This is a genomic window from Paracoccus sp. (in: a-proteobacteria) (assembly GCF_030538755.1).
GTDB lineage: Bacteria > Pseudomonadota > Alphaproteobacteria > Rhodobacterales > Rhodobacteraceae > Paracoccus.
The window spans coordinates 109,834-129,169 of sequence record NZ_JAUNTJ010000006.1; the positions used below are offsets into that span (position 1 = coordinate 109,834).

Genomic DNA, 19,336 nt, shown 5'->3' on the forward strand with positions numbered 1-19,336 from the left:
TTTATGCGCTTTATGATCCGCAGTTTTGGCGGGCTGGCGATTGCCGCCCTGACGATTGCCCTGCTGTTTCTGGCGGGGTTTCAGTTGTGGCAGGCGCTTGAGACGCGGCGGGCCGGGCCGGGGGGCGGGCGGCCCGTTGGGGAACAGGTGTTCACCGCGCGGCTGCTGACGGTGGTGCCGGGGCCGCAGAATCCGCTGATCGAGGTGTTCGGCACCGTGCAGGCGCGCCGCTCGCTGCAAATGCGGGCGCAGGCGGCGGGGCGGATCGTTCAGCTTGACCCCTCGATGCACGAAGGCAGCAGCGTGTCGGCGGGGCAGTTTCTGCTGCGCATCGACCCGGCCCCGGCGCAGGCGCAGGTGGCCGTGGCCGAGGCCGCGCACGAGGCGGCGGCAGCGGTGCTGGCCGAGGCGCAGAACGCCGTCGGCATTGCCCGCGACGATCTGACCGCAGCCGAGGAACAGGCCACGCTGCGCCGTGCGGCGGTGGCGCGGCAGGAACAACTGGCCGGGCGCGGCCTTGGCACCAGCGCCGAGGCGGAAACGGTGCGGCTGGCGGCCTCGACCGCCAATCAGGCGGTGCTGTCGCGCCGGTCGGCTTTGGCCAGTGCCGAAGCGGCGGTGGATTCCGCCACCATCAGCCTGCGCCGCGCCGGGATCGACCTGTCCGAAGCGCAGCGGGCGCTGGATCAGACCGCGCTTTTCGCGGGATTCGACGGGCAGATCACCAATGTCACCGCATCCGAAGGCGGGCTGGTGTCGGTGAATGAACAACTGGCCGAACTGATCGACCCGGCCGCGCTGGAGGTGCAGATCATCCTGTCGCTGGATCAGTTCGCGCGGCTGTCGGCGGCACCCGGCGGGCTGGGCGGCACGCCGGCTCAGGTCATGCTGGATGGGTCAGCCGGGCGGATCGCCGTGCCTGCGGTGCTGGACCGGGCGGCGGCATCCGTCGCGCAAGGCTCGGCGGGCCGCACGGTCTTTGCCCGGATCGAGGGCAGCCAGTCGGGCCTGCGCCCCGGTGATTTCGTCGCGGCTGCGATTGCCGAACCGCCGCTGGATGATGCGGCGGCGATCCCGGCGGCGGCGCTGGGCGGTGACGGCGCGGTGCTGGTCGTGGATGAGACCGGGCGGCTGTCTGCGGTGGTGGTGCAGGTGCTGCGGCGTCAGGGCGATCAGGTGCTGATCGCCGTGCCGCCGGGGCTGGCGGGCGCGCGGATCGTGGCCGAACGCGCGCCGCAGCTTGGCGTTGGTATCCGCGTGCGCGATGCCGCCGCCCCCGCGGACGAGGCGACAGGCCGCAGCGGCGGCGCGCCCGGCAACGGACGGCAGGCCCGTCAGGGCGCGGGGCAGGGCAATGGCTGAGCGGGGGCACAGCCCCTTGCCGCCGGGGCGCGGCGTGCTGTCGCTGTTCACCCGCCACGCCACGCTGGCCAATATCGTCATGGTGGTGATGATAGTCACCGGCCTGCTGGCCGCGCCCCGGATGCGGTCGCAGCATTTCCCCGATTCGGTGGTGCAGACGATCAGCGTCTCTGTTCAATGGGACGGTGCCGGGGCCGATGACGTGGACCGTGCCATCGTCGGGGTGCTGGAACCGGCGCTGATGGGGGTCGAGGGGGTCGCCAACACCACCTCGCGCGCGGTCGAGGGCGCGGCGCGGCTTCAGATGGAGTTCGAACCCGGCTGGGACATGTCGCGCGCCATGACCGAGGCCGAAGCCGCCGTCGATTCCGCCGGGCAATTGCCCGAGGGGGCCGAAACGCCGGAACTGACCCGTGGCGCATGGCGCGACGGGGTGGCGGATGTGGTGATCTCTGGCCCGGTCAGCGTCGATCTGCTTGGCCGCTTTGGCGACGATCTGCTGACCCGGCTGTATCAGCGCGGCATCACCCGCGCCACGCTGACCGGGGTGGCCGCGCCCGAAACGCTGGTCACGCTGCGCGCCGCCGATCTGGAACGCCATGACCTGACGATGGAGCAGGTCGCCGCCGTCATATCCGCCGCCGCCAGCGCACGTCCGGCGGGCGAGATCGCATCGGGTGCCGCGCGGGTGCGCACCGGGGCCGAGGCGCGCGACCCCGATGCGGTGGGCGCGCTGGTGCTGCGGGCGCAGGCGGATGGATCGAACCTGCTGATCCGCGATGTGGCCGAGGTGACGTCTTCGGGCGCGGCGCGGGCGGTGTCGATGTTCGTGGGTGACGATCCGGCGGTGATCGTGCAGGTGCAACGCTCGGCCGCGGGCGATGCCATCGCCATGCAGCGCGAGGTCGAGGCCGCGCTGGACGAGATGCGCCCCGGTCTGCCGCAGGGGGTAGAGCTGACGCTGGTGCGCGCGCGCGCCGAACAGATCGCCGGGCGGCTGGCGCTGTTGGTCGATAATGCCGTCATGGGGCTGGCGCTGGTTCTGGGGCTGCTGTTTCTGTTCCTGAACGCGCGCACCGCGATCTGGGTGGCGGCGGGGATTCCGGCGGCGATGCTGGCGGCGATTGCGATGATGTATGCGCTGGGCATGACGCTGAACATGATTTCGCTGTTCGCGCTGATCCTGACGCTGGGCATCGTGGTGGATGATGCCATCGTGGTCGGCGAACATGCCGATTACCGGGGCCGCAAGCTGCACGATCCGCCGGTGCTGGCTGCTGAACGTGCCGTGCGGCGGATGGCGGCGCCGGTGATTTCCTCGACCCTGACGACGATCATCGCCTTTGCCGGGCTGATGATGATCGGCGGGCGGTTCGGCACCATGGTCGTGGATATTCCGACGGTGGTCGGGCTGGTGCTGATCGGGTCGCTGGTCGAATGCCTGCTGGTGCTGCCGCATCACATGTCGCGGGCGCTGGCGGGCAGTCGCCAGCCGCGCTGGTATGACGCGCCCTCGCGCGTGGCGAACCGGGGGCTGGACTGGTTCGTGCGTGTGGTGATGCGCCGGGTGACGGAATGGATATGGCGGCTGCGCTATCCGGTGCTGGCGGGGGTGCTGGCGCTGTTTGCCTGGGCGGCGGGTGTGCTGATGACGGGGCAGGTGCCGTGGCGGTTCTTTGATTCGCCCGAACAATCCTCGATCAGCGGCAATTTCGCCATGCTGCCGGGGTCGGAACGCGCCGACAGCCTGCAAGTGATGCGCGCGATGCAGACCGCGGTCGAGGATCTGGGCCGCGAATACGAGGCTCGCTATGGCCTGAACCCGGTCGTTCACACGGTTGCCCAGATCGGCGGCAATATGGGACGCCCGCTGCCGGTGGCGGAAACCATTGATGCCGATCTGCTGGGCGCGATCCAGATCGAACTGATCGACACCGACCTGCGGCCCTATTCCAGTTTCGAATTTCTGATGGCGGTTCAGCGGGCCATGCCCGACGATCCGCGTCTGGAACAGATTTCCTTTCGCGGTGCCGGTTCAGGCCCCGGCGGCGATGCCATCTCGGTGCTGATGACCGGGGCGGATGCGCAGCGGCTGAAAGATGCCGCCGAGGCGCTGAAAACCCGGCTGGCGGCCTACCCCGAGGTTTCGGCGCTGGAAGATTCGATGTCCGTCGATAAAGAGGAAATGGCGCTGGCCCTGACCCCGCAGGGCCGCGCACTGGGCTTTACCACCGAGACGCTGGCCGCAGAATTGCGCCGCCGTCTGGCCGGGATCGAGGCGGCGACCTTTCCCGTCGGCACCCGCAGCGGCACGATTCAGGTGGAACTGGCCGATCAGGAACGGCGCGGCGATTTTCTGGACAGGATGCGGCTGCGCGCGCCCGGCGGGCAATGGGTGCCGCTTGGCGATATTGTCACGGTCAGCACGCGCGCGGGCTTTTCCACCATCCGCCGCGAAAACGGCCAGCGGATGATTCTGGTCACGGGCGACATTGCGGGCGACGATCCCGGCGCGGCGGCGGCCCTGACCCAGCGGATCGACAGCGAAATCATGCCCGAGATCGCATTGGCCTATGGCGTCGATTTCCGCATGACCGGGCTGGCCGAACAGGAAGAGGAATTCCTGGACGACGCCCTGCTGGGCTTTGCCATGGCCATGCTGGGCATCTATGTGGTGCTGGCGTGGATCTTTGCCTCGTGGAGCAGGCCGCTGATCGTCATGTCGGTGATCCCTTTCGGCCTGATCGGCGCGGTCTGGGGGCATTACCTGTGGAGCCTGCCGATGACGATGTTTTCGGTCGTCGGGCTGGTCGGCATGTCGGGCATCATCATCAACGATTCCATCGTGCTGATTTCCGCCATCGACGAAAAAGCCGCCACGCGCGGCCTGCGCCCCGCCGTGATTTCCGCCGTGGCCGAGCGGTTCCGCCCGGTCATGCTGACCACCGCCACCACTGTTCTGGGCCTTGCGCCGCTGCTGTATGAGCGGTCGTCGCAGGCGCTGTTCCTGAAACCCACGGTCGTGTCGCTGGCCTATGGGCTGGGGTTCGGCATGATCGTGGTGTTGCTGATCGTGCCCGCTGTGCTGGCGGTGGGCAATGACATCGGCCGGGTGCGGCGGGCGTTCCGCCGTGGCTGGCGCAGCGCCGAATTGTCGCGGCCCTTGCGCGTTGGTGCGGGGGTCGCGGCACTGGGCTTTGCCGCGACGATCCTGCCGGTAACGCTGTTGCCTGCGGTAGGGGTGGCGCTGCCCGCGTGGTGGCCGGTGGCGGCATCGGCGGGGCAGGCGTTTGCGTGGTATCTGGGCGCGGTTATGCTGGCGCTGTTGGCGGCGGTGCTGGTCAGCCTTGCGGGGCGCAGCCGCGATGCTCGGTCGCGCCATCCGGCTGAATAAGCGTCAGCACGATCTGCGCCGGGTCCAGATCGAAGGGCTTGCCCGCAGGGGGCACGAAATCGGCGGTCACGGTCTGCCCCTCGATCACCGCGCCGGATGCCCAGACGGGCTGATCGCCGTCCAGCTCCATCGCGGCGACATGCGGGGCGGTGTCGCCGGGCAGGGTCAGCGCCACCTGCATCCCGTCGCGGATCGGGCGGATGGTGCAGGCGGGTGCCGGGCCTTGGGCGGGGGCGGGCACCTGCGCCATCGCGGCGCTGATCTGTGGATCGGGCGTGGCCCCGGCCTGCGGCGCGCTCAGCGCCAGATGCGCCGGGACGCAGACATTTTCGCACAGGCCCAGATCAATGCGGGCGACCAGATCGACGGGCGCGGCCGCATCTGCCGGGGTGGCGGTCAGCGGCAGGATCAGGCTTTCGTGATAGCCCAGCGTGACGGTGCCTTCGGAATCAATCGCCTCGGGCGCGGGCCAGTGCAGGGTGACACCGGCCAGATTGGCGGACCCGCTCCAATCGAATTCGGGCGGCAGGCCGGTATCGCCGGGGCTGCGCCAATAGGTTTTCCAGCCCGGTTCCAGCAACAGTTCCAGCGCCGCGATGCGCTGGCCCTGCGCATCGGTCCAGCCGGGCAGCAGCCGGGCCGACACAAGGCCGGGCGGCAGCGCATCTTGCGCAATGGCGGGCAGGGCGGCGCAGGCCAGCAGGGCGGTCAGGGTCAGGGCTTTCATGCCGCGACCATAGACGCAACCGCGCAGCGGGTGAAGTCACATCACCGCAAGCCCTTGCAACGGGGCAGGGCAATGCTGATCTTGGGGGCATGGAACACGATACCAAAGCAGATGAAACCAACCTGACCGGCAAGGTGCTGATCGCCATGCCCGGCATGAGCGATGCGCGCTTTGCCAAATCGGTGGTGCTGATCTGCGCGCATTCTGATGACGGGGCGATGGGGCTGGTGCTGAACCACCCCCTGCCGGAGCTGGATTTCGCCGATCTTCTGGAACAGCTTGGCATCGACGCCGATGCCGGTTCGCGCGGGATCGAGGTGCGCTTTGGCGGGCCGGTCGAACCGGGGCGCGGCTTTGTGCTGCACCGCGTGGCCGAAGGCGGGGCCGATCCCGAAGGGGTTTTGCGCATCGGGTCGCGGCTGGCCATGACCACCACCCGCGACATTCTGGAAGACATCGCCCATGGCACCGGCCCCGACACCGCCTTTCTGGCGCTTGGCTATGCCGGTTGGGGGCCGGGCCAGCTTGAGGCGGAAATGGCGCAGAACGGCTGGCTGACCGGCGAAGGCGCGGATGATCTGATCTTTGGCGATGCGCATGACGGCAAATGGGCCTCGGCGCTGCGGGCGCAGGGGATCGAGCCGTCGCTGCTGTCGGGCACCGCCGGGCGGGCCTGAGGGCGGCCCGGAGATCCGGCGATCAGGCGCGCAACAGCCCTGTCACATCGGATGGCAGCGCGAACAGCCGCGACCAGCGCGGGGCCGGGCGCACCGGCAGCGCGCCGCGCAGCAACCCCAGCGGCAAGGCCCATGGCTGGCGCAGCGCGGTGCGATAAAAATCGAACACGCCGGGCCGCAGATAGGGCGACCAGTGGCACAGGCGCGCGGCGCGGCTGTCCATGCGGAACCCCAGCCCCGCCAGCGCATCCAGCGTGTCGGCATCGTCGATCTGCACGTCGATCCAGTTGCGCAGCGGCTGGTCCAGCCCAAAGCCCAGCGTCCTGCGCCGCAACCGGCCGACCAGCAGCTCCATCCCGAAATCGAACAGGTCATTCTCGCGCGAGGTGATGTTGATGATCTCGGCCTGCTGCCCCGCCGGGCTGGCCATGGCACTGGCGGCGGCGCAGCGGAACTCGGCGGCGGTCAGCAGAATCGCCCGGCTGATGGTGCCGGGGGTGACGTGATGCAGCGCCGCCAGCGCCACCCGCGCCCCCAGCGAATGCCCGATCATCGCTACCGGGCGGCCCGCGCGTTGCGCCAGCGTCTCGATGCTGCGGGCCAGCGACTGCCCGGCGGCATCGGCGCGCAGATAGGCCGAATGCAGGCTGCCCCGCGCCTCCCACCCAAAGGCGATGGCCAGCCCGTCGCCGCACGCCTCGCCAAAACCCAGCGCGCGCGGCCATGACATCGCCCGGCGCGAGGTCAGTTCCGGGTCCAGCGCCAGAATATGCCGGTGCGGGTCGGTGCCGGGCAGGGCGGGCGAAAAGCGAAAGCCGTGGATCATCGCGATCAGCGGCGCCCCTTCGGGCAGCGCCGCCGCTGCCGCAAGTGCCGCATTATCAGGCAACTGACCTTCGTTGATCCGTATCAGCGTCATCGCGACACCTTGGCGCAGAACCTGCCGACCCGATGCCACGGCGATGCGACAGCCGTGTGAAACAATCATTACGCCGGTATGAAACCGCCGCTGCTGGCGTGCCGGGGGCGGTTTGCCGCCAGCCCGTCTGAACCCGCCGATTCATTTTGCCATTGAAGTTGACCGGCTTGCGCACTTATGTTGCGGACATGCCCTGTGCGCGGATCAACCCGTGGCTGCATGTGGCAGACAGTTTCGCAGCGCGCCACATCTGACCCGCCCACCAGACGGACGGCAGATGGCACGCGGAAAACCCGGCCCGGCGGCGCAGTATCATCCTGCGCGGGGGCAGATTCACCGCTGGGGCGCGTGCCGCCGCAGCCAAAAAGGTAACAGACGCGATGGAACGCGCCCTGAAACGGACAGCAGACGACAGGCAGGCCCCGCGCCATGCCCCGTTTCCTGCCACATCAGACGGCGCGCCCGCTTCCCGCTCAATACGCTCTACCCGATTTCCTGCCGCGCTGTTTGCAACAGGGGCAGGCTGTCCGGGGGTGCGCGAAAGATATATGAATGGCAAAGAAAATGCTGATCGACGCCACCCATGCCGAGGAAACTCGGGTCGTGGTGGCCGACGGAACCAAGGTCGAGGAATTTGATTTCGAGACCGTCAACAAGCGGCAGCTTGCTGGCAATATCTATCTGGCAAAGGTCACACGGGTCGAACCGTCCTTGCAGGCCGCCTTTGTCGATTACGGCGGAAACCGCCACGGATTTCTGGCATTCGCCGAAATTCACCCCGATTATTACCAGATCCCCGCCGCCGACCGCGAGGCGCTGATCGCCGAGGAACGCGCCTATGCCGAGGCGCAAGAGGCCGAGGAAAACGCCCGCGCCCGCAAATCCACCCGCCGCGCCAGCGCCAGCGCCAAGGCGGCGGAGGCCGATGCCGTGGCCACCTCGGACGATATTCCGGGGATGGAGGTCGTCGATCACGGCGAAGATGACGCCGAACCCGTTGCCGATGTGACCGATGCCGCCGCCGAAGACGCCGCGCCGCAGGATGCCACCGACAAGGATGACAGCATCGAATCCGTCGCCGACGAAGACGTGGCCGAGGAAATCCCCGCGCCCAAGAAACCCCGCCCGCGCCGCTACAAGATTCAAGAGGTCATCAAGGTCCGGCAGATCATGCTGGTGCAGGTGGTCAAGGAAGAACGCGGCAACAAGGGCGCGGCGCTGACCACCTATCTGTCGCTGGCGGGCCGTTACTGCGTGCTGATGCCCAACACCGCGCGCGGCGGCGGGATCAGCCGCAAGATCACCAACGCCGCCGACCGCAAAAAGCTGAAAGACATCGCCAGCGAGCTGGAGGTGCCAAAGGGCGCGGGGCTGATTATCCGCACCGCCGGCAGCCAGCGCACCCGCACCGAAATCCGCCGCGATTACGAATATCTGATGCGGCTGTGGGAACAGGTGCGCGAACTGACCTTCAAATCGGTCGCCCCCGCGCCGATCTATGAGGAAGGCGACCTGATTAAGCGGTCGATCCGCGATCTTTACAGCAAGGAAATCGACGAAGTTCTGGTCGAGGGCGAGCGTGGCTATCGCACCGCCAAGGACTTTATGAAGATGATTATGCCGTCTCACGCCAAGAACGTGAAGCATTACGGCGATCAGATGCCGCTGTTCGCCCGCTATCAGGTCGAAAGCTATCTGGGCGGCATGTTCAATCCGGTCGTGCAGTTGAAATCGGGCGGCTATATCGTCATCGGCGTGACCGAGGCGCTGGTGGCCATCGACGTCAACTCGGGCCGGGCGACCAAGGAAGGCTCGATCGAGGATACGGCGACCAAGACCAACCTGGAAGCCGCCGATGAAATCGCCCGCCAGTTGCGCCTGCGCGATCTGGCCGGGCTGATCGTCATCGACTTTATCGACATGGACGAACGGAAAAACAACGCCGCCGTCGAAAAACGCTTCAAGGAAAAGCTGAAAAACGACCGGGCGCGGATTCAGGTCGGCAAGATTTCCGGCTTTGGCCTGATGGAGATGAGCCGCCAGCGTCTGCGCCCCGGTATGCTGGAATCGACGACCCAGCCCTGCGCGCATTGCCACGGCACCGGGCTGATCCGTTCAGATGACAGCCTTGCGCTGACCATTCTGCGCGCCATCGAGGAAGAGGGCACCCGCAAACGCTCGCGCGAGGTTCTGGTGCGCGCGCCGGTGGCGGTGGCGAATTTCCTGATGAACGCCAAGCGCGAACATATCGCCGGGATCGAGGCGCGCTATGGCCTGTCGGTCCGGGTCGAGGCTGATCCCTCGCTGATCTCGCCCGATTTCGCGCTGGAGAAATTCAAGACCGCGACCCGTTTTGTGCCCGAGGTGGCCTCGGCGGCGCTGTCGGTCGATGCGCAGATCATGGCGCAGATCGACGATGAAGACGATACGGCGGTCGATGAAACCGCCGATGATGTGGCCGATGACGCGACCGAGGCCGGGGCGGCTGACGAAGCCAACGGCAATGGCGAGGGCGAGGGCAAAAAGCGCCGCCGCCGTCGTCGTCGCCGCAAGGGCAACGGCGATCAGCCCGAGGGTGAGGCCGTGGCCGATCAGGATACGGGCGGTGATGCTGGCGATGCAGACAGCACCGATGCAGACAGCGCCGCACCCGCCGGTGCCGAACCCGCCGCCGAGGCCGAGCCGGTGAAAAAATCCCGCAGCCGCCGGGGCCGGGGCCGCAAATCCGCCAAAGCGGACGAATCGGTTTCGGATCAGGCTGCGGCCCCCGCTGATGCCGAGGGTGCTGGTGTCGCACCGGATCAGGCCATCGCGGGCGCGGCAGGCGATGCCGCCGTCAGCAATGCCGCGCCGGAACTGGTTGACCTGCGCGACCCGCCGCCCTCTGCCGTGGAACCGCAGGCCGATGCGGGCGGGACGGATGAGGCCGCAGCGGATGTCGCTGCGACCGAACCTGCCGCGCCCCAGGCTGATGCCGCATTGGCAACAGAACCCGCCGCAGCGGAACCCGAAGCCGATGCCGCAGATCAGGATGCCGCACCCGAACCCGCAGAGCCTGCCCGTCCCAAGCGGCGCGGCTGGTGGTCTGCCGGAGAGTGATCCGGTGCGGGGGCGGTCGGGCTGTTGACGCAGCCGTGACCGCCCCCGCTCTGGCTTCTTTGACCCGACGCGCTAAGGTGCCGCCATGCTGGGAATGGAAATCGTCGATGCCGCCTTTTTGCCCGCCGCCTTTGTGGCGCTGCTGGCCGGTGTGCTGTCGTTCCTGTCGCCCTGCGTGCTGCCCATCGTGCCGCCCTATCTGGGCTATATGGCCGGGGTCAGCGTCAGCGGCCTGAAAACGGGCGAGCGCAGCGCGGTGCTGCCCGCACTGTTCTTTGTCATGGGCCTGTCCACGGTGTTTCTGCTGATGGGGCTTGCCGCATCGACCTTTGGGCGGCTGGTGCTGACCTATATGGATTGGCTGGCGCGGATTTCCGGCATCATGGTCATCATTCTTGGCCTGCATTTCCTGCGCGTCTTTCGCATCCCGCTGCTGGATCAAGAGGCGCGGATGCAGGCGGGCAAGGGCGATGGCGGCGCTTTGGGCGCTTATGTGCTGGGGCTGGCCTTTGCCTTTGGCTGGACGCCCTGCATCGGGCCGATTCTGGGGATGATCCTGTCGCTGGCGGCCTCGTCTGCCGATGCCAGCCGGGGCATGGGCCTGTTGGCGGTTTATGCGCTTGGGCTGGGGATTCCGTTCCTGCTGTCGGCGCTGTTCATCAACCGCGCCATCGGGCTGATGAACCGGATCAAGCCCTATATGGCCACCATCGAACGCGCCATGGGCGCGCTGCTGATCGTGGTCGGGCTGATGCTGCTGACCGGGGCCTTCGCCTCGGTGTCGTTCTGGCTGCTGGAAACCTTCCCCGGTCTGGCCCTGCTGGGCTAAGCCCAGCCTGGCGGGCGCTTTTCCAGAAATGCGGTGATGCCTTCGTCGGTGTCGGGCAGCAGCATGTTTTCGCACATCACCGCCCCCGCGCTGCCATAGGCATCCGCCAGCCCCAGCCGAAGCTGATCGTAGAACGCGCGCTTGCCCATCTGCACGGCGGCGGGCAGCTTGGCCGCGATGGTCTGCGCCAGATCCATCGCGGCATCGGCCAGCGCGTCGGGTTCGGTTACGCGGTTGACCAGCCCCAGATCGCGGGCGCGGTCGGCGTCGATGAATTCGCCGGTGGTCAGCATCTCGAACGCGGCTTTGTGGGGCACGGCGCGGGTCAGGGCAACCATCGGGGTGGAACAGAACAGCCCGATATTCACCCCGTTCACGCCAAAGCGCGTGCCCCGCGCCGCTACGGCCAGATCGCAGGTGGCGACCAACTGGCACCCCGCGGCGGTGGCGATGCCGTGGACCTGCGCGATCACGGGCTGGGGCAGGGCCGGGATCATCTGCATCATCCCGGCGCAGCGGGTGAACAGCGCGTCAAAGGCGGCCCGCCCGGCATCGTCATCGCCCCGCGCCGCCTGCATCTGCCGCAGGTCATGCCCGGCGCAGAACGCCTTGCCCGCGCCAGACAGGATCACCGCGCGGATGCCATCATCCTGCGCGATGTCGCGCAGCGCCGCCGACAGCGCGTCGATCATATCCAGCGACAGCGCGTTGAAATTGGCCGGGCTGTTCAGCGTCAGACGGGCCACGCGCGCCGTGTCGTGGCGCAATACCAGTTCGCTCATCTTGTCATCCTCTCTGACTTTGGTCAGCTTAGGCGTGACAGAGGCAGGAGGGAAGAATGGCTTTGATGATGGATGCGGCGGCGCTGAATGCGTTCTTGCGTAACGATTTTCCGCAATGCCCGGATGGCGTGACGGTGGAATCCGTCACGGCCGAGGGCGCAGCCCTGCGCCTGCGTATTCAGGATCAGCACCTGCGCCCCGGTGGCACGGTCAGCGGGCCGACCATGTTCATGCTGGCCGATGTGGCGGTCTATGTGGCGATTCTGGCGCGCATCGGGCCGGTGGCCCTGGCCGTGACAACCGGCGCCAGCATTGATTTCATGCGCAAGCCCGCCGCCGGGCGCGATCTGCTGGCCGAGTGCCGCATTCTGAAACTGGGGCGGCAACTGGCCGTGGGCGATGTGCTGATCCGGTCCGAGGGCAGCGAGGCCGTGGTGGCGCGCTCAACGATGACCTATGCCATCCCGCCGCGCGGCGCTGCGGATCATCCCGGCTGATTGCGCGGTCCAGAACCCGGCCCAGAACATGATCCCGGCCAGCTTGGCGAAATCTTCCAGCAGCAGGCCGAACTGCGAATAGGTCTGGAATTCGTCCACCACCAGCGAGGCGGCAAAGCACAGCATCGCGGTTGCCAGTGTGGGCAGGCGCAGGGTCAGTATCCCTGGCAGGAACCGCCGCAGCACCCATAATGCCACGATGGCATATATGGCCAGAACCGCCATTTCCGGGATGCCCAATCCGGGCAGCACATGTTCATGCAGCAGGAACTGATCGTCGATGGCCAGCCACAGCGACAGCACGGACACCGGCAGCAGCGTAGACCGCAGGTCGCGCCGCACCGCGCTGGCCAGCCCGGTCGCCGCCGCTGCGAAAACCCAGCCCATCACCCCGATAACCGACACCGCCCCGGCATAGGTCGGCAGCTCGAAATGGGTGGCGGGATCGCGCACCAGTTCGGCCACCGTCCAATATCCGGCGCGATGTCCCACCACCGTTGCCATCAGCAGAACCGCGACGATCACCCCCGGCAGTATGACCCGCGCCATCGTGCCATGTTCCGTTGTTGCGCGCGGACGGTCGCGTTCTGTCATTCCTGATACCCCTTACCTTACTAACTGTCCTTGTCGCCAAAAGGCCAACGCAGGGCAGGGACAGAAAATTCCCTGAACATCGTCATAAAAAAGTCGTATCTGCACCTGTTTTGAGCAAGATATGAGGTATTTAAATACCTATATTGTAATGTATTGTTTTGCATTGAAAAAATACGAATTGTGACACTTGACCCGCGCGACGCTTTGCTGGAAAAGCACACGATCTTTCGCTGATCCGCCGAATCAACGCGGCCGATCATTTGTGAATCTAAGGACCACGGCATGAAAACCTACACCGCTAAACCGGCGGAGATCGAAAAGAAGTGGATCCTGATCGACGCCGAGGGTGTCGTTCTGGGCCGTCTTGCCACGATCGTGGCTTCGCGTCTTCGCGGCAAGCATAAACCGACCTTCACCCCGCACATGGACATGGGTGACAACGTCATCATCATCAACGCCGACAAGGTGCAGATGACCGGCAACAAGCGGGATGACAAGAAATACTATTGGCACACCGGCCACCCCGGCGGCATCAAACACCGCACCGCCCGCCAGATTCTGGAAGGCGCGCACCCCGAACGCGTGGTGTTCAAAGCGGTCGAGCGGATGATCTCGCGCAACAAGCTGGGCAAGCAGCAGATGACCAATCTGCGCGTCTATGCCGGTGCGGAACACCCGCACGAGGCGCAGCAGCCCGAAGTGCTGGACGTCAAGTCCCTGAACGCCAAGAACACCCGGAGCGCGTGATATGGCCGAAGATATCAAATCCCTCGACGATCTGAAGTCGGCCGTCTCGGGCAAACCCGCCGAAACCGCCGCCGCCCCCGCCCCGACCCGTGAACCGCAGCGCGATTCGCTGGGCCGGTCCTATGCCACCGGCAAGCGCAAGGATGCGGTCGCCCGCGTCTGGGTCAAGCCGGGTTCCGGCAAGGTCGTGGTGAACGGCAAGGACATGAGCGAATATTTCGCCCGTCCGGTGCTGCAAATGATCCTGCGCCAGCCCTTCGAAGTGGCGGGCGTCACCGGCCAGTATGACGTGCAGGCCACCGTCAAGGGCGGCGGTCTGTCTGGTCAGGCCGGCGCGGTGAAACATGGCATCAGCCAGGCGCTGCAACTGCACGAACCGTCGCTGCGCGCCGCGCTGAAAGCCGCCGGCTTCCTGACCCGCGACAGCCGCGTGGTGGAACGCAAGAAATACGGCAAGGCCAAGGCCCGCCGCAGCTTCCAGTTCTCGAAACGCTGATCCGCGTTTCCGCGAAACAGAAAAAGCCCCGGTTTTCCGGGGCTTTTTTGTTGCGTGCCGGGGCAAGGGGGGGCGTTACAGCCCCGCCGCCTCGTCCGCACCGATCATCAGGTTCAGGTTCTGCACCGCCGCGCCGGATGCGCCCTTGCCCAGATTGTCCAGCACCGCGACCACCGTAGCACAGCCCGCTGCATCATCGCCGTTCACCGACAGATGCAGCATGTTGGTATCGTTCAGCGCCGTCGGCACGATCCGCGCCCCCACTTCGTCATGGGTCAGCACGCGGACGAAATGCGCGCCTGCGTAATGCGCCGCCAGAGCCTCGCGCAGCCCCGCCAACGTGCGGCCCGAATGCAGATGCAGCGGCACCTGCACCGCCATGCCTTGGGCGAAATTCCCGACCGAGGGCGCGAACACCGGCCGTGCGCTCAGCCCGGAATGGCGCATGATTTCCGGCAGATGTTTATGCCCTTGGGTCAGCGCATAGATGAAATGATCGGGTGCGGTGCCGTCGCGATATTCCGCGATCAGCGCGTTGCCGCCGCCGGTATAGCCGCTGACGGCGTTGATCGACAACGCTTCGTCAGGCTCGATCAGGCCGGCGGCGACCAGCGGCGCCAGAATGGAGATCGCCCCGGTGGCATAGCAGCCCGGATTGCTGACGCGCCGCGCATCCGCCACCGCCGAGCGGTGGTCTGCCGACAGTTCGGGAAAGCCATAGGTCCAGCCCTCGGCCACCCGATGCGCGGTCGAGGCGTCGATCAGCCGCACGGCCATGCCCTCGGCCAGCACCACGGCTTCGCGCGCGGCATCGTCGGGCAGGCAGAGGATCGCCACATCGGCACCGGCAAAGGCTTCGCGCCGGGCATCCGGGTCTTTGCGGCGGTCGTGGTCGATCTGGATCAGGGTAATATCCTCGCGCCCGGCCAGTCGGTCGCGGATTCGCAGCCCGGTCGTGCCTGCCTCGCCGTCGATGAAAACCCTGTGCGTCATGATGCCCCCTGTCTCTGCCCCGGTTTTAGCGCCAATGGCCCGGCGACACAATCAGCGCGCACAGGCCCCGCTGCGGGTCAGAAAGCGCCGCTCGCGCCCGTTATCAAGGCTGAACATCCCGCCCCGCCCCGGCACCACGTCGATCAGCAGATCGACATTACCCCAGGCCGCCAGTTGCACCCCCGAGATATAGAACGGCGCGCCGCCGATATGGCCCAGCAGCACGTCATGGTCGCCAATGCGAAAATCGCCCTGAGCATAGCACATCGGCGATGACCCGTCGCAACAGCCGCCTGACTGGTGAAACAGCACCGGACCGTGATCGGCCACGATCTCGGCCAGCAAATCCAGCGCGGCGGGGGTGGCCGCGACCCTATTGAGGTCGCAGCCGGTGTCATCGCGGATCATGTCATATCCAGAACCATGCGGCCTTCGATCTGGCCTTTGTGCATTTTGGCAAAGATGTCGTTGATGTCTTCCAGCCGCGCGCTCTGGATGGTGGCGCGGACCTTGCCTTCGGCGGCGAAATCCAGCGATTCTTGCAGGTCCAGCCGGGTGCCGACGATCGAGCCGCGCACGGTGACGCCGTTCAGCACCATGCCGAAAATATCCAGCGGGAAATCGCCCGGCGGCAGACCGTTCAGCGCCACCGTGCCGCCGCGCGACACCATACCGATGGCCTGCTCAAACGCCTTGCGCCCCACGGCTGTCACCAGAACCCCCTGCGCGCCGCCATCGGTCTGTTTCTTGATCGCGGCTGCCGGATCGGCTTCGGTCGCGGCGTTGACGGTGACGGTCGCGCCCAGCTTGCGGGCCAGAGCCAGCTTGTCATCGTCGATGTCAACGGCGGCGACATTCATGCCCATGGCCTTGGCATATTGCACGGCCATATGGCCAAGACCGCCCACGCCCGAAATCACCACCCAATCGCCGGGCTTGGTGTCTGTGACCTTCAGCCCTTTGTATACCGTCACCCCCGCGCACAGCACCGGTGCGATTTCCAGAAAGTCGATGTTCTTGGGCAGGTGCCCGACATAGTTCGGATCGGCCACGACATAATCGGCAAAGCCGCCATTCACCGAATAGCCGGTGTTCTGCTGGCTTTCGCACAGGGTTTCCCAACCGCCCAGACAGTGGCGGCAATGGCCGCAGGCGGTGTAAAGCCACGGCACGCCCACGCGGTCGCCCTCTTTCACATGTTTGACGCCCGCGCCCACGGCTGACACGAATCCGACGCCTTCGTGACCGGGAATGAAGGGCGGTTTCGGTTTCACCGGCCAATCGCCTTCGGCGGCGTGCAGATCGGTGTGACAGACGCCGGACGCCTGAATTTTCACCTGAATCATGCCGGGGCCGGGTTCGGGCACCGGCACTTCGTCGATGGTCAGGGGTTTGCCGAATTCACGCACAACGGCAGCTTTCATCGTTTTCGCCATGAAATATCTCCTTGTCGTTCGGGGATGGCCCTGTGACTGTTGCCGGGGGCGGCGGTTCCGCCCCCGGCCCGGTTTGCGACGGTTCAGAAAAAGCCCAGCTTTTTGGGCGAATAGCTGACCAGCATGTTCTTGGTCTGCTGATAATGGTCCAGCATCATCTTGTGCGTTTCGCGACCGATGCCGGATTGCTTGTAGCCGCCAAAGGCCGCATGGGCCGGATAGGCGTGATAGCAGTTGGTCCAGACCCGGCCCGCCTTGATCCCGCGCCCCATGCGATAGCAGGTGTTGATGTCGCGCGACCACACCCCGGACCCAAGCCCGAACATGGTGTCATTGGCGATGGACAGCGCCTCGGCCTCGTCCTTGAAGGTCGTGACGGATACGACCGGGCCAAAGATTTCCTCCTGGAAGATGCGCATCTTGTTGTTGCCGCGGAAAATCGTCGGCTCGATATAGAAACCGCTGGACAGTTCGCCACCCAGATCGGCCGCCTTGCCGCCGGTCAGAACCTCGGCACCTTCCTGTTTGCCGATGTCCAGATAGGACAGGATCTTTTCCTGCTGTTCGCTGGATGCCTGCGCGCCGATCATGGTGGCGGCATCGCGCGGATCGCCCTGCTTGATCGCCTGCACCCGCTTGACGGCGCGTTCCATGAACTGATCGAAGATGCTTTCCTGAATCAGCACGCGCGACGGGCAGGTGCAGACCTCGCCCTGATTCAGCGCGAACATGGCAAAGCCTTCCAGCGCCTTGTCAAAGAAATCGTCATCCTCGCGCGCGACATCGGCGAAAAAGATGTTGGGTGACTTGCCGCCCAGTTCCAGCGTGACCGGGATCAGGTTTTCAGAGGCGTATTGCATAATCAGCCGCCCGGTCGAGGTTTCGCCGGTGAAGGCAATCTTGCTGATCCGGTTGGAACTGGCCAGCGGCTTGCCCGCCTCCAGCCCGAAACCGTTAACCACGTTCAGCACCCCCGGCGGCAGCAGATCGCCGATGACGTTCATCAGCACCATGATGCTGGCGGGCGTCTGTTCCGCCGGTTTCAGAACCACGCAGTTACCCGCCGCCAGCGCCGGGGCCAGCTTCCAGCAGGCCATCAGCAGCGGAAAGTTCCACGGGATGATCTGCCCGACCACGCCCAGAGGTTCGTGAAAGTGATAGGCGATGGTGGTGTCGTCGATCTCCGAGATGCCACCTTCCTGTGCCCGCAACACGCCGGCAAAGTAACGGAAATGGTCGATCGCCAGCGGCAGGTCGGCAGCCATCGTTTCGCGGATCGGCTTGCCGTTGTCCCATGTCTCGGCGGTCGCCAGCAGCTCCAGATTCTGCTCCATCCGGTCGGCGATCTTCAGCAGAACCAGCGACCGTTCCTGCGGCGGGGTGCGGCCCCATTTGTCCTTGGCGGCATGGGCGGCATCCAGCGCGGCATTCACGTCATCGGCATCGGAACGGGCCACTTCGCCGATCTCGGCCCCGGTGATGGGCGTGGTATTGGTGAAATAGCGCCCGGCCTTGGGCGCAACCCAATCGCCGCCGATATAGTTGTCATAGCGTTTCGCAAAGGGCATCACGCCCACGCCCTTGAATTCGTGCGTCTGATCGTTTGGCATGTTTTTTCCTCCTGTTCCCCGATCTCCCCTTCGGGTCAGGATCAGTTTGACGCAGGATTTCCGTAAAGCAACGCGCCAATCCCCGCCGCACCGCAGAAACTGTATCACGAATGAGACAGTCGCGGCGATTTGCTGCGGCTCAGGCCCGGTCCAGCCCCAGACGGGTCATCCGCCGATACAGCGTGGCACGCCCCACGCCCAAAGCGCGGGCGGCGGCGCTGACATTGCCGCCCGCGCGGGCCAGCGCATGGGTCAGCGCCGCGCGCTCGGCCCGTTCCAGCCCGCTGCGGTCGTCGGGATTGCCCAGCAGGTCAGAGGCCGGGCGCGGGCGGATCGCCCCCTCGCGTTCCAGCCCCAGGGCGCGGCGGGCGGCGCGGGTGGCACCGATGGCCAGATCATCGCGGTCCACAGCCAGCAGCGCGGTATCGCCGCCGTCACCGGCCACCACGATCCGCGCCTCGGGATAGCTGGCGCGGAAATACCCGGCCTCGATCCCCCGCGCGGTCTGAACCACATGCGCGGCGATCAGCCGGTTAAAGGGCGCGGTCTGATCGGCCCGCGCGCTGGACACATCCAGCGCCGCGATCAGCCGCCCGTCCGGTCCCCAGATCGGCGCGTCGATGCAGGACATGCCGGTGTTGCGGGTGTGGAAATGTTCGTCGCGATGAATGGTGACGGCGCGGCCTTCGGCCAGACAGGTGCCGATGCCATTGGTGCCCTGCGCCGCCTCGGACCAGTCGGTGCCGCGCCACAACCCCCAGTCGCGGAACTGATCGGCATCGGCGTCGGAAACCCGCAGATCCAGCACCACGCCGGCGGCATCGGTCAGCATGACATTGCAGCCCGGCAGGCCCAGCAGGTGATACAGCTGATCCAGTTGCGGCCCGGCCAGTCGCAGGAACCGCTCCATCGCCTGCTGCCGCTGCGTCAGCGCGCTGCGCTCCAGCCGGTCGGGGCGGCGGGGGTCGCCGGGGTTCAGCCCGTGCTTTACCATCGAGCGCCGCCACGACGCAGCCAGCGCCGAGGTGGCGGATTTCGACTGCGACTGTTCGGCCACGATTTCAGCGTGGTTGCGTTTGGTCATGATTCCCCCCGTCCTTTGCGTGACGATAGCATGGGCCTGACACCTGACACGAAGTTATTGCGTCCCGCGCCGCAGGGGGGCTTTGCGCCC

General features: G+C 66.2%; 17 protein-coding genes. 8 read left to right on the forward strand and 9 right to left on the reverse strand.

What is annotated here, in order from left to right:
• Positions 1-12: 12 nt before the first annotated feature.
• Complete coding sequence (locus Q4G14_RS05745; RefSeq protein WP_303360777.1) at positions 13-1,362, forward strand: efflux RND transporter periplasmic adaptor subunit; 1,350 nt, start codon at positions 13-15, stop codon at positions 1,360-1,362.
• Complete coding sequence (locus Q4G14_RS05750; protein ID WP_303360778.1) at positions 1,355-4,756, forward strand: efflux RND transporter permease subunit; 3,402 nt, start codon at positions 1,355-1,357, stop codon at positions 4,754-4,756. Before Q4G14_RS05745 ends, Q4G14_RS05750 begins: the two co-directional genes overlap by 8 nt.
• Here the strand turns inward: Q4G14_RS05750 and Q4G14_RS05755 are convergent.
• Positions 4,704-5,483, reverse strand: a complete 780-nt coding sequence (locus Q4G14_RS05755; RefSeq protein ID WP_303360779.1) for a protein-disulfide reductase DsbD domain-containing protein — start codon at positions 5,481-5,483, stop codon at positions 4,704-4,706. The genes Q4G14_RS05750 and Q4G14_RS05755 overlap by 53 nt on opposite strands.
• Before the next feature lie 89 nt (positions 5,484-5,572).
• On the opposite strand from Q4G14_RS05755, the gene Q4G14_RS05760 reads away from it, so the two are divergent.
• Entirely contained in the window at positions 5,573-6,160 is a 588-nt protein-coding gene (locus tag Q4G14_RS05760) for a YqgE/AlgH family protein (RefSeq protein ID WP_303360780.1), read from the forward strand.
• Between the two features lie 22 nt (positions 6,161-6,182).
• On the opposite strand, the gene Q4G14_RS05765 is transcribed toward Q4G14_RS05760, so the two are convergent.
• Positions 6,183-7,079: a DUF726 domain-containing protein gene (locus tag Q4G14_RS05765; protein WP_303360781.1), complete on the reverse strand. Its 897-nt coding sequence runs from the start codon at positions 7,077-7,079 to the stop codon at positions 6,183-6,185.
• 552 nt (positions 7,080-7,631) lie between these two features.
• On the opposite strand from Q4G14_RS05765, the gene Q4G14_RS05770 reads away from it, so the two are divergent.
• A complete protein-coding gene (locus Q4G14_RS05770; protein WP_303360782.1) occupies positions 7,632-10,178 on the forward strand; it encodes a ribonuclease E/G in 2,547 nt (848 codons plus the stop codon).
• A gap of 85 nt (positions 10,179-10,263) precedes the next feature.
• Positions 10,264-11,007: a cytochrome c biogenesis CcdA family protein gene (locus Q4G14_RS05775; RefSeq protein ID WP_303360783.1), complete on the forward strand. Its 744-nt coding sequence runs from the start codon at positions 10,264-10,266 to the stop codon at positions 11,005-11,007.
• On the opposite strand, the gene Q4G14_RS05780 is transcribed toward Q4G14_RS05775, so the two are convergent.
• Complete coding sequence (locus Q4G14_RS05780) at positions 11,004-11,789, reverse strand: enoyl-CoA hydratase (RefSeq protein WP_303360784.1); 786 nt, start codon at positions 11,787-11,789, stop codon at positions 11,004-11,006. The two genes, Q4G14_RS05775 and Q4G14_RS05780, sit on opposite strands and share 4 nt — an antisense overlap.
• A gap of 56 nt (positions 11,790-11,845) precedes the next feature.
• Here Q4G14_RS05780 and Q4G14_RS05785 point away from each other — a divergent pair, with 56 nt between their 5' ends.
• Positions 11,846-12,286 (forward strand): PaaI family thioesterase, encoded by a 441-nt coding sequence (locus tag Q4G14_RS05785; protein WP_303360785.1) that lies wholly within the window; start codon positions 11,846-11,848, stop codon positions 12,284-12,286.
• Here Q4G14_RS05785 and Q4G14_RS05790 read toward each other — a convergent pair.
• Entirely contained in the window at positions 12,233-12,880 is a 648-nt protein-coding gene (locus tag Q4G14_RS05790) for a hypothetical protein (protein WP_303360786.1), read from the reverse strand. The genes Q4G14_RS05785 and Q4G14_RS05790 overlap by 54 nt on opposite strands.
• A gap of 282 nt (positions 12,881-13,162) precedes the next feature.
• Here Q4G14_RS05790 and rplM point away from each other — a divergent pair, with 282 nt between their 5' ends.
• Positions 13,163-13,627 (forward strand): 50S ribosomal protein L13, encoded by a 465-nt coding sequence (gene rplM / locus Q4G14_RS05795; protein ID WP_303360787.1) that lies wholly within the window; start codon positions 13,163-13,165, stop codon positions 13,625-13,627.
• Between the two features lies 1 nt (position 13,628).
• The gene (gene rpsI, locus Q4G14_RS05800; RefSeq protein WP_303360788.1) at positions 13,629-14,123 is read left to right on the forward strand and encodes a 30S ribosomal protein S9; all 495 of its coding nucleotides are present in this window, start codon (positions 13,629-13,631) and stop codon (positions 14,121-14,123) included.
• A gap of 75 nt (positions 14,124-14,198) precedes the next feature.
• Here rpsI and argC read toward each other — a convergent pair whose 3' ends face one another.
• The 5 genes from argC to Q4G14_RS05825 all read right to left on the reverse strand — a co-directional run bounded on the left by argC (position 14,199) and on the right by Q4G14_RS05825 (position 19,246).
• Entirely contained in the window at positions 14,199-15,116 is a 918-nt protein-coding gene (gene argC / locus Q4G14_RS05805; protein ID WP_303360789.1) for an N-acetyl-gamma-glutamyl-phosphate reductase, read from the reverse strand.
• A gap of 51 nt (positions 15,117-15,167) precedes the next feature.
• Positions 15,168-15,524, reverse strand: coding sequence for a DUF779 domain-containing protein (locus Q4G14_RS05810; RefSeq protein WP_303360790.1), 357 nt, complete (start codon positions 15,522-15,524; stop codon positions 15,168-15,170).
• The gene (gene adhP / locus Q4G14_RS05815) at positions 15,521-16,540 is read right to left on the reverse strand and encodes an alcohol dehydrogenase AdhP (protein ID WP_303360791.1); all 1,020 of its coding nucleotides are present in this window, start codon (positions 16,538-16,540) and stop codon (positions 15,521-15,523) included. The genes Q4G14_RS05810 and adhP overlap by 4 nt, the downstream gene beginning before the upstream one ends.
• A gap of 95 nt (positions 16,541-16,635) precedes the next feature.
• Entirely contained in the window at positions 16,636-18,162 is a 1,527-nt protein-coding gene (gene adh, locus Q4G14_RS05820) for an aldehyde dehydrogenase (protein ID WP_303360792.1), read from the reverse strand.
• A gap of 139 nt (positions 18,163-18,301) precedes the next feature.
• Positions 18,302-19,246: a GAF domain-containing protein gene (locus Q4G14_RS05825; protein WP_303360793.1), complete on the reverse strand. Its 945-nt coding sequence runs from the start codon at positions 19,244-19,246 to the stop codon at positions 18,302-18,304.
• Positions 19,247-19,336: the final 90 nt, after the last annotated feature.